Annotated in this window: 16 protein-coding genes and 1 tRNA gene; 8 read left to right on the top strand and 9 right to left on the bottom strand. The window is 57.0% G+C overall.

Going from position 1 to position 15,313, the window contains the following annotated elements:
• Positions 1-263: 263 nt before the first annotated feature.
• The 4 genes from hisF to hisB form a co-directional block, all read right to left on the bottom strand.
• A complete protein-coding gene (gene hisF, locus BMZ63_RS10520; RefSeq protein WP_091705327.1) occupies positions 264-1,037 on the bottom strand; it encodes an imidazole glycerol phosphate synthase subunit HisF in 774 nt (257 codons plus the stop codon).
• A gap of 9 nt (positions 1,038-1,046) precedes the next feature.
• A complete protein-coding gene (gene hisA / locus BMZ63_RS10525; RefSeq protein ID WP_091705329.1) occupies positions 1,047-1,784 on the bottom strand; it encodes a 1-(5-phosphoribosyl)-5-[(5-phosphoribosylamino)methylideneamino]imidazole-4-carboxamide isomerase in 738 nt (245 codons plus the stop codon).
• Positions 1,785-1,958: 174 nt separating this feature from the next.
• Positions 1,959-2,597 carry an imidazole glycerol phosphate synthase subunit HisH gene (gene hisH / locus BMZ63_RS10530; protein ID WP_091705331.1) on the bottom strand — a complete coding sequence of 213 codons (639 nt, stop codon included), beginning with the start codon at positions 2,595-2,597 and terminating at the stop codon, positions 1,959-1,961.
• Between the two features lie 27 nt (positions 2,598-2,624).
• Positions 2,625-3,218 (bottom strand): imidazoleglycerol-phosphate dehydratase HisB, encoded by a 594-nt coding sequence (gene hisB / locus BMZ63_RS10535; protein WP_091705332.1) that lies wholly within the window; start codon positions 3,216-3,218, stop codon positions 2,625-2,627.
• A gap of 113 nt (positions 3,219-3,331) precedes the next feature.
• Here hisB and BMZ63_RS10540 point away from each other — a divergent pair, with 113 nt between their 5' ends.
• From BMZ63_RS10540 to BMZ63_RS10565, 6 genes are all read left to right on the top strand, one after another.
• Entirely contained in the window at positions 3,332-5,563 is a 2,232-nt protein-coding gene (locus BMZ63_RS10540; RefSeq protein WP_091705334.1) for an AsmA family protein, read from the top strand.
• On the top strand, positions 5,560-6,624 hold the full coding sequence (gene mutY, locus BMZ63_RS10545; protein ID WP_091705335.1) for an A/G-specific adenine glycosylase: 1,065 nt from the start codon (positions 5,560-5,562) through the stop codon (positions 6,622-6,624). The genes BMZ63_RS10540 and mutY overlap by 4 nt, the downstream gene beginning before the upstream one ends.
• 82 nt (positions 6,625-6,706) lie before the next feature.
• Positions 6,707-6,979 (top strand): oxidative damage protection protein, encoded by a 273-nt coding sequence (locus BMZ63_RS10550; RefSeq protein WP_091705337.1) that lies wholly within the window; start codon positions 6,707-6,709, stop codon positions 6,977-6,979.
• A gap of 141 nt (positions 6,980-7,120) precedes the next feature.
• Positions 7,121-7,196: transfer RNA gene (locus tag BMZ63_RS10555), tRNA-Phe, on the top strand.
• A 258-nt stretch (positions 7,197-7,454) separates the two neighbouring features.
• Positions 7,455-8,459, top strand: a complete 1,005-nt coding sequence (locus BMZ63_RS10560) for a tyrosine-type recombinase/integrase (RefSeq protein ID WP_177187066.1) — start codon at positions 7,455-7,457, stop codon at positions 8,457-8,459.
• Between the two features lie 138 nt (positions 8,460-8,597).
• Complete coding sequence (locus BMZ63_RS10565) at positions 8,598-8,897, top strand: helix-turn-helix transcriptional regulator (RefSeq protein WP_091705340.1); 300 nt, start codon at positions 8,598-8,600, stop codon at positions 8,895-8,897.
• Between the two features lie 193 nt (positions 8,898-9,090).
• Here the strand turns inward: BMZ63_RS10565 and BMZ63_RS10570 are convergent, their stop codons facing one another.
• The 3 genes from BMZ63_RS10570 to BMZ63_RS10580 are packed head-to-tail and all read right to left on the bottom strand — an operon-like array spanning position 9,091 to position 11,309.
• Positions 9,091-9,879, bottom strand: a complete 789-nt coding sequence (locus BMZ63_RS10570; RefSeq protein ID WP_227663615.1) for a DODA-type extradiol aromatic ring-opening family dioxygenase — start codon at positions 9,877-9,879, stop codon at positions 9,091-9,093.
• Positions 9,880-9,914: 35 nt separating this feature from the next.
• The gene (locus BMZ63_RS10575; RefSeq protein ID WP_091705343.1) at positions 9,915-10,862 is read right to left on the bottom strand and encodes a glutathione S-transferase family protein; all 948 of its coding nucleotides are present in this window, start codon (positions 10,860-10,862) and stop codon (positions 9,915-9,917) included.
• 3 nt (positions 10,863-10,865) lie between these two features.
• A complete protein-coding gene (locus BMZ63_RS10580) occupies positions 10,866-11,309 on the bottom strand; it encodes a DoxX family protein (protein WP_091705363.1) in 444 nt (147 codons plus the stop codon).
• Between the two features lie 164 nt (positions 11,310-11,473).
• On the opposite strand from BMZ63_RS10580, the gene BMZ63_RS10585 reads away from it, so the two are divergent.
• Both BMZ63_RS10585 and BMZ63_RS10590 read left to right on the top strand, forming a co-directional pair.
• Positions 11,474-12,379: a LysR family transcriptional regulator gene (locus BMZ63_RS10585; RefSeq protein ID WP_091705345.1), complete on the top strand. Its 906-nt coding sequence runs from the start codon at positions 11,474-11,476 to the stop codon at positions 12,377-12,379.
• A gap of 284 nt (positions 12,380-12,663) precedes the next feature.
• A complete protein-coding gene (locus tag BMZ63_RS10590; protein WP_227663614.1) occupies positions 12,664-13,701 on the top strand; it encodes a lipid A deacylase LpxR family protein in 1,038 nt (345 codons plus the stop codon).
• Between the two features lie 29 nt (positions 13,702-13,730).
• Here BMZ63_RS10590 and BMZ63_RS10595 read toward each other — a convergent pair whose 3' ends face one another.
• Together BMZ63_RS10595 and BMZ63_RS10600 are read right to left on the bottom strand one after the other, a co-directional pair.
• Positions 13,731-14,234: an acyl-CoA thioesterase gene (locus BMZ63_RS10595; protein WP_218141235.1), complete on the bottom strand. Its 504-nt coding sequence runs from the start codon at positions 14,232-14,234 to the stop codon at positions 13,731-13,733.
• A gap of 83 nt (positions 14,235-14,317) precedes the next feature.
• Positions 14,318-15,313: sodium ion-translocating decarboxylase subunit beta (locus BMZ63_RS10600; protein WP_091705366.1), on the bottom strand; the 996-nt coding region annotated here is incomplete at its 5' end.

Raw genomic sequence — 15,313 nt, forward strand, 5'->3', positions numbered from 1 at the left:
TTACCCAAGGTTGCGAAGGCAACAGACACATTGATGACATAACAGGTCAAACCGGCGCACCTGAAACCTGTGGAAGAACATGGCACCAGATGCCGCTTCCGTGATTAGGCAGGCGCGCGGCGAATCCTCATCAGGGCCAGAGGCGGCAGCGCCGCCTCGTTAACAGGCCGGATATATGGCAGCAACCTGTCCCTCATCAACGTCTGAGGCCTTGCAAATGGGAGGAGACCATATATGTTCTTCCGTGGCCAAAACAAGTCTTTTCAGTCCCGTACTTCTATGCCTTGGCTTTTCATAAAGGCCTTGGCTTCATGAATGTCATGCTGCCCGAAGTGGAAGATGGATGCCGCCAGCACGGCATCGGCGCCACCCTTGGTGACACCATCGGCCAGGTGCTGAAGCTCACCCACCCCACCTGAAGCAATCACGGGCACGCTCACCGCATCACTGATGGCGCGGGTCAGCTCAAGATCGAAACCGACTTTGGTGCCGTCCCGGTCCATGCTGGTTAGCAGCAACTCACCGGCTCCCAGGTCCACCATTTTCCGGGCCCAGTCGACGGCATCCAGGCCGGTAGGCTTGCGCCCGCCGTGGGTGAAAATTTCCCAGCGCGACTCTTCGCCCTCGCCACTGACCCGCTTGGCATCAATGGCCACCACGATGCACTGGCGGCCAAACCGCTCGGCCGCTTCTTTAACAAAGTCCGGGTTGAACACCGCGGCGGTGTTGATCGACACCTTGTCGGCGCCGGCGTTCAGCAGCTTGCGGATGTCATCCACCGTGCGCACACCACCACCCACGGTGAGCGGGATGAACACTTCAGCGGCCATGCGCTCGACGGTTTCATAGGTGGTATCGCGGCTTTCGTGGCTGGCGGTGATGTCCAGGAAGGTGATTTCGTCGGCGCCCTGTTCGTTATAACGGCGCGCGACTTCTACCGGGTCACCGGCATCGCGGATGTCGACGAAGTTCACGCCTTTCACCACGCGGCCCTTGTCCACGTCCAAGCAGGGAATAATGCGTTTTGCCAATGCCATAGTGCTTCCTCAGTTCTCCAGCGAGTCGCAGTAGGCCTGGGCTTCGCTGACATCCAGGGTGCCTTCGTAAATGGCGCGGCCGGTGATGGCGCCCTGAACGCCCTTGTCGGCCACGGTGGCCAGGCGCTTGAGGTCGTCCATGTTGGTGACACCGCCGGAGGCAATCACCGGAATGCCGCCTTCTTCGGCCAGCTTGGCGGTGGCTTCCACGTTCACGCCCTGCATCATGCCGTCGCGGCTGATGTCGGTGTAGACGATGGCTTCCACGCCGTCATTGGCGAAGCGTTTAGCCAGGTCCACGGCTTTGACCTCGGACACTTCGGCCCAGCCGTCGGTGGCCACCAGGCCGTCTTTGGCGTCCAGGCCGACGATGATGTGGCCGGGGAAGCGTTTGCACATTTCGGTGACAAACTCGGGCTCTTTGACCGCCTTGGTACCAATGATGACCCACTGCACGCCGGCCTTCAGGTAGGCTTCGATGGTTTCGGCGGAGCGAATACCGCCGCCGATCTGGATGGGCAGGTCCGGGTATTTGGTGGCGATTTCCTTGACGATTTCGCCGTTCACTGGCTCACCGGCAAAGGCGCCGTTCAGGTCCACCAGGTGAAGGCGGCGGGCGCCGGCTTCTACCCATTTGGTGGCCATGTCTACCGGGTTGTCGCCGAATACGGTGGAGTCGTCCATGCGGCCCTGGCGCAGTCTTACGCACTTGCCGTCTTTTAGGTCGATTGCTGGGATGATGAGCATGTTGTTTTCCTATCAGAAAGTCAGGCAAATAAATTTGCGCCCGCACTCTGGAGCAGGAAGGCCTTTCAGGGACACGCTGTGAATACATCCCTGTAAGCTTGACTGCAGCATCCATGCTGCAGACAGTCCCTGAAAGGCCTTCCTGCCCCAGAGCGCTACCATGTGCTTGCCTGCTTACTTTCCGTTCCAGTTCGTGAAATTTTCCAGCAGCTGCAAACCCGCCCGAGCACTCTTCTCTGGGTGGAACTGCGCTGCAAAAATGTTGTCTTTCGCCACTGCGGCGGCCAGGTCCACACCGTAGTGGGTGCGACCGGCCATGTCGGCATTACCGGCGGCCTCGGCGTAGTAGCTGTGCACAAAGTAGAAGCGGTCGCCGTCCGGGATGTTATGCCACAGGGGGTGGTCCATGCTGTGCCACACTTCGTTCCAGCCCATGTGCGGCACTTTCAGGCGTTCACCGTTTTCGGTGAGGTTGTCGCCGAAGTAGCGCACCTCGGAGGGAAACAGGCCGATGCCTTCCACGCCGCCGTTTTCCTCGCTGCGGGCCATCAGCGCCTGCATGCCCACGCAGATGCCGAGAAACGGACGGTCTTGTGAGACTTCTTTCACCAGCTCAACCACGCCCAGGCGGTGCATTTCGGCCATGCAGTCGCGGATGGCGCCAACGCCGGGGAGGATGACCCGGTCGGCTTCGCGGATTTTGGTGGCATCGCCGGTCACCAGCACGGAGCAGTTGGGGGCCACGTGCTCCACGGCTTTTTTTGCCGAGTGCAGGTTGCCCATGCCGTAGTCAATTATGGCAACGGTGTTCATGGTCAATCTGTTCCTTTCGGTAACCGGTTACAGGGCGCCCTTGGTGGAGGGTGTAATGCCCGCCATGCGCTCGTCCATTTCGATCGCCACTCGCAGGGCGCGGCCGAAGGCCTTGAACACGGTTTCAATCTGGTGGTGCGTGTTCTTGCCCTTCAGGTTGTCGATGTGCAGGGTCACCATGGAGTGGTTTACAAAGCCGTGGAAGAATTCTTCAAACAGGTCCACGTCAAAGCCGCCCACGGTGGCGCGGGTGTAGGGCACGTCCATCTGCAGGCCGGGGCGGCCGGAGAGGTCGATAACCACCCGTGACAGGGCTTCGTCCAGGGGCACGTAGGCGTGGCCGTAGCGGCGAATGCCTTTCTTGTCGCCCACGGCCTGTTTGAAGGCCTGGCCCAGGGTGATGCCAATGTCTTCCACGGTGTGGTGGTCGTCAATGTGCAGGTCGCCCTTGCAACTAATAGTCAGATCCACCAGGCCGTGGCGGGCAATCTGGTCCATCATGTGTTCAAGGAAGGGCACGCCGGTGTCGAAACTGGACTTGCCGGTGCCGTCGAGGTTGATCTCAACGGTGATCTGGGTTTCGAGGGTATTACGCTCTACCCGAGCCTTACGTTCGGCCATGGAGACTCCGTATGAAAACTGGCTTGATACCGAAAACTTTGTGCACGATTATACCTGCTATCAACGGCTGAGTCTCACGCCTGACTCAATCACCTGCAAAAGGAATTCTTATCATGAAAGCTCTTCGCTATGCGTTCTCTGCGGTTATCGCACTGATCGTGCTGGCAGTGGCCGCCGTCGCTATCGCGATTGCCGTCATTGACCCGAACGACTACAAACCGCAGATCGAAGCCGCTGTGGAGGACAAAACCAACCTGGACCTGATTCTGGAAGGGGACATTGGCTGGTCATTCATCCCGCTGGGGCTTGAGCTGAATCAGGTGGAGGCCACACTCGAAGGCGAGCGGCTGGTGGCACTGGAGCAACTGATTGCGCAGATTGATTTCTGGTCGCTCATTTCCATGTCGCCCCAGGTGAATACCTTTTTGCTGAACGGGCTGGACGCCCGCCTGCAGGTGAATGAACAGGGCAAAGGCAACTGGACTCGAATCATGCCGGAGGCCTCTGCTCCGGCCGAAAGCACGGAGACCGCCCCGGCCTCCGGTGAGGCCAGCGGCGAAACCACTGAGACTCAAAGTGCCGGCGGCGAGCCGCTGAATTTCAATGTCGAAAGCGTGGAAATCAGCGATGCCCGGGTGCATTACGATGACCAGAGCACCGGCCAGTCGGTTACGCTCGAAAACTTCAACGTTTCCGCCAGCAGCATCACGCTCGGTTCCGCGTTTCCGCTGAATATCAGTTTCCGGGTGGAGACGGCTCAACCGCAATTCGCCGTAGACGGCACTATCAGCGCTCAACTGCAGGCCAACCAGGCGCTTAACGAGTTTGCCGTGTCCGGCCTTGAAGCTGTGTTCGACATGAACGGCGAGCCGTTTGGCGGCAAATCAGTGACCGCCGAGCTGGGAGGTTCGCTCACCGCCAACCTGGAAAACGAAACGGCTACGCTGAGCAACGTCACCGCCACCCTCGCCAACCTGGAGCTGAACACCGACCTGAACGTACAGGGCTTTGGCGCACAGCCAGCTCTTGACGGCCGTGCGGAAGTTGGCGAGTTTTCCCTCAAACAGCTGCTGAACGCCCTTGGCCAGCCAGCCATTGAGACGGATGACCCGGAAGCACTTGAACGCATCGCATTTGCCACGGATATTGGCGGCGAACCGGGAACCATTGCCCTCTCCGGCCTGACCATCAAACTGGACGACACCACTTTCAATGGCTCAGGCAGCTACAATCTGGGCACCGGTGGCATCATCTTCGACCTTGACGGCGACAAGCTGAACGCAGACCGCTACCTGCCACCGGCCAGTGAAGAAGCGGAGGATTCCAGCGCAAGCTCTGACGAAACCGCCGGCGACTCCTCCGGAGCCGACACAACCGCCACCAACCAGCCGGAAACCGATCTGCTGCCGCTGGAAACCCTACGCAGCCTGTTGCTGGACATTGATTTCGGTCTGGGCGAACTGATTGTCAGTAACCTGAACATTCAGGACATCAAAGCCAGCACGACCGCTGAGAACGGAGTACTGCAACTGGATGAATTCAGCGGCAAACTCTACGAGGGCGGTTTCAATGCCGATGCCACTCTCGATGCCCGCAGTGACAACCCGAAATGGCGCATACGCTCAGACGTGGCAAACGTGCAAACCCTGCCGCTGCTGACTGACCTTGCGGAACTGGACATGCTCTCCGGTGGCGCCAACCTGGATATAGCCATCGACACCACCGGCAATCGAATTTCCGCCCTGCGTGAAAACGCAAATGGCCAGGTCAACTTCAACCTGGCCGAAGGTCAGTTCCGCAATATGAACCTGACTCGCATGGCCTGCCAGGGCATTGCCATGGTGAACCAGGAGGAACTGACCACCACCGACTGGGGCACGCATACGCCATTCAACGACATGCGCGGCACCCTCGACATCAACGGCAACACACTGAACAACACGGATCTGGTTGCCGCATTGGCCGGCATGCGCCTGGAAGGCAACGGCACGGTGGATCTGGCCCGGACTGACCTGGATTACGAACTGGGACTGCGGATTGTGGGCGAGATTCACCGCGACAACGCCTGCCGCGTGACCGAGTACGTCGAGAACGTGGTGATCCCGGTGGAATGCCGTGGCAACTTCTCTGAAGAGCCGGGCAAGCTGTGCTCATTTGACGGCTCACGCTTCCGCGACACACTCAAGGACATCGCCGCCAATGCCGCCCGCGCCAAAGCCCGGGAAGAAGTTGATCGCGCCAAACAAAAAGCTGAGGACAAAGTACGGGAAAAGCTGGAAGAAGAACTCGGCGGTGAGAGTGGCAAGAAAGTTCAGGATGCCCTGAAAGGCTTGTTTGGCCAATGACAGACCGTTTCGCCGACAAACTGCTCGCCTGGTACGACCAACACGGCAGGCACAACCTGCCGTGGCACCATGACCGCAATGCCTATCGGGTCTGGGTTTCTGAAATCATGCTTCAACAGACCCAGGTCACAACCGTGATTCCCTACTTCGAAGCATTTATGGAGCGCTTCCCCACGGTTCGGGATCTCGCCGAAGCGCCGGTGGATGACGTGCTCAGCCACTGGTCCGGCCTGGGGTACTACGCCCGGGCCCGCAACCTTCACAAGGCCGCGACACAGGTGGTTGACGAGTTTGGCGGCGAATTTCCCGCCAATGCCGAAACCCTCGAAACGCTCACCGGCATTGGCCGCTCCACCGCAGCGGCCATTGTCGCCCAGGCCTTCGGCAAACGCGCCGCCATCCTCGATGGCAACGTGAAACGTGTTCTGGCCCGCCATCACGCGGTGCCCGGCTGGCCGGGCAGAACCGGCGTACTCAGACAGCTATGGGAGTATGCCGAAGAGCACACCCCAGACGAGCGGGTGCGCGACTACACACAAGCCATCATGGACCTGGGGGCCATGGTCTGCACTCGCAGCAAGCCTGAGTGCAACGCCTGCCCGGTGAGCGACACCTGCCAGGCTTTCGCACGCAACGAAACCCACCTTTACCCCGGCTCCAAGCCGAAAAAGGCCAAGCCTGAAAAAACAACCTGGATGCTGATACTCGAGGACACCGAGGGCCGCGTACTGTTGGAGCGTCGCCCACCCAGCGGCATCTGGGGCGGCCTGTGGAGTCTGCCCGAGCTTGATCCGGCCCATGGCGCGGACGAGCTCCAGCAGGCCTGTGAGCGAGAGCTGGGGCTTGAATGCCATGAGCCGGAGCTGATCAGCGGCTTTCGCCATACATTCAGCCATTATCACCTGCATATCCAACCGGCACGCCTGAGCGTGCAGCGCCAGAAAGGTGTTGCGGAGTCCGGTCGCTTCCAGTGGTTCTACCCCGACCAGGCGCTCAACATGGGACTACCCGCCCCCATCCGTACACTGCTGACAGAACCGGAACAGACCGCGCTGCTTTGATCTTCTGCCAACACAAGCCAGAACGGGTAACCGTCTGTTATCATCCGGCCAGATTCAGATTTCACAGGTAACAGGAGCCACCATGAGCCGCACCGTATTTTGCCGAAAGTACCAGAAAGAAATGGAAGGCCTGGACTTCCCGCCCATGCCCGGCGCCAAAGGCCAGGAAATCATGGAAACCGTTTCCAGGCAGGCATGGGAAGAGTGGCAGAATCAGCAAACCATGCTGATCAACGAGAAACACCTGAACCTGATGGAGCCCACCACCCGCAAGTACCTGCAGGCACAGATGGAGCGCTTCCTGAACAACGAACCCTTTGACCAGGCTGAAGGCTACGTTCCGCCGGAAAAATAACCAGCATAAAGCTGCTGACTGCAGCGACTGGTCAAGGCATGATCAACCCTGAAATCTTTCAGATTTTTTTGCAGACCGGCCTTGACTCAAAGGGCCTAAACCGGTTTAATAGCGCCCCGTTGCACAGCAGCACCGCAACACGCCCGGATAGCTCAGTTGGTAGAGCAGGGGATTGAAAATCCCCGTGTCGGTGGTTCGATTCCGCCTCCGGGCACCATTTTTACCCTCCCCCAAATATCGTAACCCCTTGTCTAAAAAGCAAAAATCGACACCCTGATCTGTCGTGATTGCCATTTTTCTTGCTTCTCGTAACCCTCTGATTTTCCTAAATTTGGAAAAATCAGGTAAAACCAGTCACGACAAAATCACGACTGCACCACCCTCTTCCTAATATTCCTCCGACCGTAATTTTTGGGCGTACGAGCCCAACCACTGGCCGTCGCATTCGAGTTTTCCGATGCATGGAGGGATATCAGTGGCTAGCTTCAAAAAAACCGCCACCGGTTGGCGAGCGGATGTTTTCAAAAAAGGTATCCGGCGCTCCAAAACTTTTCGCGCCAAGCGAGAAGCCGTTGCCTGGTCTAACCAGATCGAATATGAAATCGAACAAGGCCACCACGATACCGGTGCAGCACCACCCAATGCGACCATGTACCACATACTGGAACGCTACCGGGATGACGTCTCCCCCAAAAAACGAGGCGCAAGATGGGAGGTGACGCGCCTGAATCAAATGATGCGGGATCCGCTGCTGGCCGACGTAAAACTATCGGACGTTGGCCCCCGGCATTTCTCGGCGTGGCGTGACAAGCGCTTGAAGGAAGTTTCCGGCTCTACCGTGAATCGAGAGTTCAATCTTCTAACTCACGCCTGCAAGCTCGCATGGAGGGAGTGGCAGTGGCTCAAAGAGCACCCAATGGCCGGGGTTTCGCGACCACCCGAGAATAAACCGCGAGACAGGGTCATTACCGATGCTGAAATCGAATCCTACGTCGAAACTAGTGGTTTCAGTTTCAAAACACCACCAGCAACGGTCCTCAGCCGCGTTGGTGCCATGTTTCTGTTCGCCTCAGAAACGGCAATGCGGGGCGGCGAAATCTGCAAAATGAAAAAAACAGATATCGATTTCAACAAACGCGTGGTTTATATCCCTGAAACCAAGACTGGTGTACCAAGGTGGGTTCCGCTATCAACAAAGGCCATCAAGATACTCAACCATGTGTTGGACTACACCAAAGGCACACCAACAGTATTTTGCGTAACGGCCAGCCAGCGAGACGCTCTCTCACGGAAAATCATGAAGAAGGCCGGCCTTGAGGGCATCAACTTTCACGACACCCGTAGAACGGCCCTCACGCGGCTATCGCAAAAGTTCGGGCCGATGGAGCTTGCCAAAATTTCTGGTCATCAGGACCTGAAGATCCTGCAGTCAGTTTACTACGCGCCGGATCCTTCCGATTTGGTGGAAAAACTCGAATAGCCCCAATGAGTTAGTAGCAATTAGTATTTCGCGTTACTAATTGCTACTAAAGAAGATGAAACCGTTCAGGCAACAAGCGCCCAGTCTAAAACTCTGCGATCCGTACCCTCCTCGAATAGATACTTCGAGGAGGTCAAAATGAGAGAGATTTCCCAGTTCGAGCCTGAAACTAACGCCATCCCTCAAACTTTAATACAACTCACTCAAGTGCTAGAAAAGCTGCTGGAAAAGACTGAGTCGGACACTGAGGAGCGACTCTGGACTCCCGCAGACGTAGCCAATTTTCTGCAGGTCAGTGAGGCGAGTGTGATGAAAAACTATTATTACATGCCGGACTTCCCGAAAGGATTCCGGTTGCCCTCCAAGAAAGGCATGGGTAGCCGCCGGTGGTATCCAAGCGACATCAAAAAATGGTGCGAGCGGCAAAAATCCTTCTGAACGATGAGGTAGAGCGTGATTCACCCCATGTTGATTGTTGCTGCAGCGTTGGTGATTGTGGGATTAACGGGCGCAGTGCTGTATTTAATCGCCAAGAAGAAGGAGTAGCCTTCTCTTTGTGTTCTGCTGACTCCTGCGAGGAACGGGATTATCAAAGGGTGGCGAACGGAGTCACCACCCGAAACCCGTACCGTCACCCCGCTTTCCAGTAGAAAAATCCTGATTCTTTCCCCAGAACGGCCACCGATGAATGTGCATCACAGGGTTTATTGGCCAAGCCATAACAGACATGCAACGGCAGCAGGTGTTCTTCCCGGGGATGGCAGAACCTGGCATGGGGCGCCTGTTCCCAGTGAACCAGGCGCTCCTCCCGCTCCGATTCGCTCATGTTGGGGTCGCCACAGGTTTCCTCGAGCCAGTGCTTAAACGCCTCATTGCGCGCCTGAATCTCCGGTGTCTGGGGCGCGAAGAACGCCCGCATGTTGTGGAAGGAAAATCCCGAACCAATCACCAGCAGGTTGTCATAGTCCAGGGCCTGCAAAGCACGGCCGATGGCCAGGTGAGTGCCGGCGTCCAGGCTGCTTACAAGCGACAGCTGGATGCACGGGATATCCGCTTCCGGGTACATCAGTTTGAGCGGCACAAACAGGCCGTGGTCAAAACCACGTTGGTCATCAAGCCGCGCCGTGATCCCGGCTGCCTCCAATGCATGGTATACCTGCTTCGCCAACTCGGGCTCCTCCGGGCAGGGATACTGGATTTCGTAGGCCTCCGCGGGGAAGCCGCCGTAGTCATAAATAAGCCCGGGATTGGCTCCGGAGGTGATCGTCGGCACCGACGCCTCCCAATGGGCGCTGATCACCAGTATCGCCGACGGTTTGTGGAGCTTACCGGCAAGCTCGGTGAGTTTTTCCACCATCTCACGGTGGTCCGGATCGCCCAACAGCGGCATGGGCCCGCCACCATGGGAAAGGAACAGCACATCGGTTGTTTTCGTTATGACTATGCCTCCTCCGTTCAGAGCTTGCCCGGCCCCGCCGGAACAATGCCGCTCGGGTTCAGGGCCTTGATGGAGTAATACCCGGCCTTGATATGGTCGAGATTCACCGTATCTGCAATACCCTCCAGCGCCAGGATCCGATGCATGTAACCGTGCAAATGCGGCATGGCTTTCAGCGTGTTCCGGTTACACTTGAACAGGCCGTGGTAAGCCGCGTCAAAACGCACCAGCGTTACAAACAGGCGAACATCGGTTTCCGTCAGTTGATCCCCGAACAAAAACGGGCCACCCGCTGCCAGGCGTGACTCCATGGCATCCAGCGCCGCAAACACCTTTTCATAGGCTTCGTTGTAGGCAACCTGACTGGAGGCGAAGCCGGCCTGGTAGACCCCATTGTTCAGATCTGTGTAGAGGTATTCATTGAGGCTGTCGATGTCCTCCGCCAATGCCTGCGGGTACAGATCCTGGCCTTCATCCACAATGTCGGTGAAAGCGCTGTTGAGCATACGGAGAATATCCGCAGACTCGTTATTAACAATGGTCCCGGCCTGTTTATCCCAAAGTACCGGCACCGTGGCGCGGCCAGAGATGTGTGGATCGGCCCTGGTGTAAAGTTCGTGCATGTAACTCGCACCGTTTAGGGTGTCCTCTTGCGCGCCGGGGTAGCCGCCGAATTGCCAGCCCTGGTTCGTCAGGCGTGGGTTAACGACCGTTACCCCGATGATGTCCCTGAGTCCTTTAAGCTCACGAGCAATCAAGGTTCGTGATGCCCAGGGGCAGATGTAGGCCACGTACAGATGATAGCGCCCCGGCTCTGCCTTGAACCCGCCCGTCCCGGTAGGCCCCGGGGCGCCGTCCCTGGTGACCCAGTTTCGGAAGGAAGAGGTCTGGCGGATGAAACGTCCCTGTTCATCCTTCGCCTGTACCGGTTGCCAGTTGTCTTTCCAGACGCCGTTGACCAGCATGATTCAGCCCTCTTTGTAAAACAGATTGTCCACTGCAAACCGGCCCGCGCCCTGCATCGCCAATGCCACCGTGACAACCAGCAAGGTCAAAGCGTACTCATAACCATTATTCGACATGAACAAACCGTTGCCGATATGCACTGAGAATATAGCAACCAGCATGGTAAACGCTGCAACCAGTGCCGCCGGCCGCGTCAGCAGCCCAAGCACCAGTGCCAGACCGCCAAAGAACTCGGCACCGCCAGCCAGCAAGGCCATCAGGTACCCCGGCTCAAGACCAATGCTCGCCAGCCACTGCCCGGTGCCTTCCAGACCGTAGCCGCCAAACCAGGCAAAGAGTTTCTGAGCACCGTGGGCTGCCAGAACCAGACCAACCGGTACCCGCAGTACCAATGCCGCATAGCCGCCATTGGAGCGAAACAGTCTCTGTGCAAATTGCGTGTTCATAATCGTCACCTCGAATTTTTCTCTCATTGGTTTATCCCGCCGCTCCCGTTTGAAGCGATGAACCCACTTTACTATCACCAATGGAGCAGACTAAGACGGATACTGTTGCTTTATTATCAACTTTATATTGATAATCAGATAACACCCTCAAACAGGACAGGCCAATGGATCGCATCGAGGCCATGCGTGCCTTCGTGGCTGTGGTCAATGAAGGCACCTTCACCCGCGCCGCTGACCGGCTGGACACCTCACCACAGCTGGTCAGCAAATACGTCTCCCAGCTTGAAGCACACCTGGGTGTGCGGCTGCTGAACCGGACCACTCGCCGAACCCACCTGACGGAAGCAGGCACTCACTACCATCAGCGAGCCCAACAGGTCTTGGCCGACATTGACGACATGGAAAATCAGCTCGGCAACCTGCAAACCCAGGCCCAGGGGCTGTTGCGCATAAGCGCACCAGTCTCTTTTGCCATTCGCCACATGGCACCTCTGCTGAGTGAATTCCAGAAAGCGCACCCCGCGGTGGGCATCGACCTGCAGCTGAACGACCGGAAAGTGGACATCTTGGAAGAAGGATTCGACATCGCACTCCGAATTGGTCACCTGAAAAACTCCTCTTTAATTGCCAAGCGACTTGCACCAGTCCGACTAGTGCTTTGCGCCTCGCCCGACTATCTAAAGCAACACGGCACGCCACAGAGCCCTGAAGAACTGAGCCATCATCGCTATCTGCAGTACAGCTACATGGACATTGGCCCTGGCCATCCACTTCAGAAATGGCTGCAGACCCAGGGGCGAAAGAGTGATGGGAGCATGATCAGCAATAACGGCGATGTGCTGGTGGAGTCGGCCATTGCAGGAGCCGGTGTAGCCCTGCAGCCAACCTTTATTGCTGGTGACGCCATCAAGGACGGAAAATTGCAGGTGATCCTTCCAGAGTACGAACCGCAACCGATGGCGCTTTATGCGGTCTACGCCCATCGGCAGCTGCTGGCCAGCAAGGTACGAGGTTTTATCGACTTTGTTGATGGTTTCTTTGGCAAAACACCTTATTGGGATCAGTTCTAAGCACCTACGAACGTAGAAGTAACAGAATCGGCAACGGGAATGCTGGAAGCAATGCGAAGATCGCAAGTTGCCCAACCAGCGCAACACCAGACCACGCCGCCAGAGACATGACAAATACCGTTGCCGTTTGGCACAGCCAATACATAAAAATCGTGAAGCGTCAATTTTATTGAACATCTCTGCCAAAGAGCTCTGTTAGCTTCAAAGATCGATATACGCTAAAATTTATAGTTAGTACGCGTATCGTTAATTAGCTTATAGAGTCAGCCTTTTCATACAGGGTTATGGCCTCATCCCTCTCAACCCAAACCACCTTCGATTGCATGCCTCGATCCTCATTATTCGCAACCATTGTTTTTTTAGCATTCACTCACAACTCTGCGCCCGCCAGCGCTGATGTTATTAATTTTTCCTGGGATAACGACCTTTTCCTCGGCAGTGATCAGGGGTACACCAATGGCGGGCGAATTTCCTACCTGAACACCCCGTCCGAGGGGCCTGAACGGGAATCTTCAGGTTTCGCCGCAGCTGTTAGGGACCACCTGGCATTTCTGCCTGGAATAGACGACGAATCAAATCAGCACGCAACCAGTTTCAGCCTGCGTCAGCTAATTGTTACGCCCAAGAACATTTCAAATCCTGAACCGCAATATGACGACCTTCCCTACGCGGGCTATCTTTCCTTAAGCAGCTCGCTTTGGAGCTGGCGTGCCGATCAAATCACCGGCGCTGGGTTACACCTGGGAGTTGTTGGGCCAGAGAGCGGTGCAGAAGCTACGCAGAAATGGGTGCACAAAGTAACCGGCAGCGAACGTCCAAGAGGATGGGAGTACCAACTCGGTACTGACGTGGTAGGTGGCGTGCAGGCTATTCATGGCCGGAAACTTCTGCAGCTGGGAAGCAAGGGGGAGGTCGAGCAACAGGTATCTGCGATAGGCTCGGCCATGCTGTCAACATTCCAGACCTCTGTGCAGACCGGCCTGATATGGCGTATCGGCCACAACCTGCCAATGAACTTTGCTCCGGACTACGCAGGGAGCTCCACCTCCATTGCCCTACCGGGGTCATTCAGCAATACAGAAAGCAGCTGGTCTGTGTTCATAGGAGCCGGGGTGGAATACACCCCCTATTCCTACATTGAGGAGCATGCCGCCCCTTACCGATTCGACAATGACCCCATTATTAGCCAAATCGGAGTGGGGGGCACCTGGCAGTGGAACAATCTGCAAGCCGCCCTGACACTACGCACTACCACAGGAGCAGGAGATCAACACAAAGACAACTTCAGCTTTGGAACGCTCTCTTTATCCTGGACTTTATGAGCCAGATTCCACGTTGTCAGCACAGACCGTCAGCCAGCAGCAATCTTGCAGTTTTCACCTTCCAGAGAACGCTCGTCAATATCGTAGTCAATCTCGCTTCTGGCCTGCTCCAGCTCGTGCCGCTGCAGCTTTCGAACCTTGCGCCGCAAACGCCCCTCCAGGAAACGGCGAATCTCTTCGTCACTTTCGAGTAGCAGCCCTGGTATAGCTTCGGGAGATTTTGTATCTCTATTCAAAGCAACCATGGTGAAGTAAGACGTGTTGGTGTGACGAATAACGCCCGTCTGGAAGTTCTCAGACTCCACCCGAATACCAATTTCCATCGATGACTTGCCGGTATAGTTCACAGACGAGTACAGGGTCAGAATCTCCCCCACTTCCACCGGGTTCAGGAAGTCCACTTTATCGACCGACGCCGTGACGCAATAGCACTTGGAATGCGAGGCCGCGCAGGCGTAGGCGATCTTGTCCATCAGGGACAGCACCACCCCGCCGTGAACCTTGCCGCCAAAATTTTCATAGGAAGGAACCATCAGTTCCTTAAGTACAATCTGAGACTCGCTAACAGGGCGAAATTCGCCACTTTTACTCATTAGAATCCTCTCGGGAAATTTGGTTAACCCAACAGCTTGATCATCACACCCGCTGCCACCGCAGAGCCAATCACACCGGCCACGTTCGGCCCCATGGCGTGCATCAGCAGGAAGTTCTGCGGATTGGCCTCCAGGCCCACCTTGTTGGACACCCGCGCCGCCATGGGCACGGCGGAAACACCGGCCGAACCGATCAGCGGGTTGATCTGCTCCTTGGTCAGCCTGTTCATCAGCTTGGCCATCAACACACCGGTGGCGGTGCCGACACCGAAGGCAACAATGCCCAGGCCCAGGATACCCAGCGTCTGGGCGTCCAGGAACTTGTCGGCCATCAGCTTGGAACCCACGGACAGGCCCAGGAAGATGGTCACGATGTTGATCAGGGCGTTCTGGGCGGTGTCGTTCAGACGCTCCACTACGCCACACTCGCGCATCAGGTTACCGAAGCAGAACATGCCCAGCAGCGGTGCCGCGTCCGGCAGGAACAGCACCACGGCGATCAGCACCACCAGCGGGAAGAAGATCTTCTCCTTGCGGCTGACCGGGCGCAGCTGGTTCATCTTGATGGCGCGCTCTTTCTGGGAAGTCAGCGCCTTCATGATCGGCGGCTGAATCATCGGCACCAGCGCCATGTAGGCGTAGGCCGAGACCGCAATCGCACCCAGCAGGTGCGGGGCCAGTACACTCGATACATAGATAGAGGTGGGGCCATCCGCGCCGCCAATGATGCCGATGGCCGCGGCTTCCAGGATGGTGAAATCCAGGATGCCCAGCCAGTCCAGCAGTGCCGCACCGATCACGGTACCGAAGATACCGAACTGGGCGGCCGCGCCCAGCAGCAGGGTTTTCGGGTTCGCCAGCAGCGGGCCGAAGTCGGTCATCGCCCCCACGCCCATGAAGATGAGTAGCGGGCCCACGGTACTGCCAATCACCACCGAGTAGAAGTTGTACAGCATGCCGTTGCCATAGCCGTAATCCTGGGCAATGGCATTGGCCATGGCCATTTCGGAGTAGCTGGC

Origin of the sequence: Marinobacter persicus, assembly GCF_900114155.1 — a bacterium.
Classification (GTDB): Bacteria; Pseudomonadota; Gammaproteobacteria; order Pseudomonadales; family Oleiphilaceae; genus Marinobacter; species Marinobacter persicus.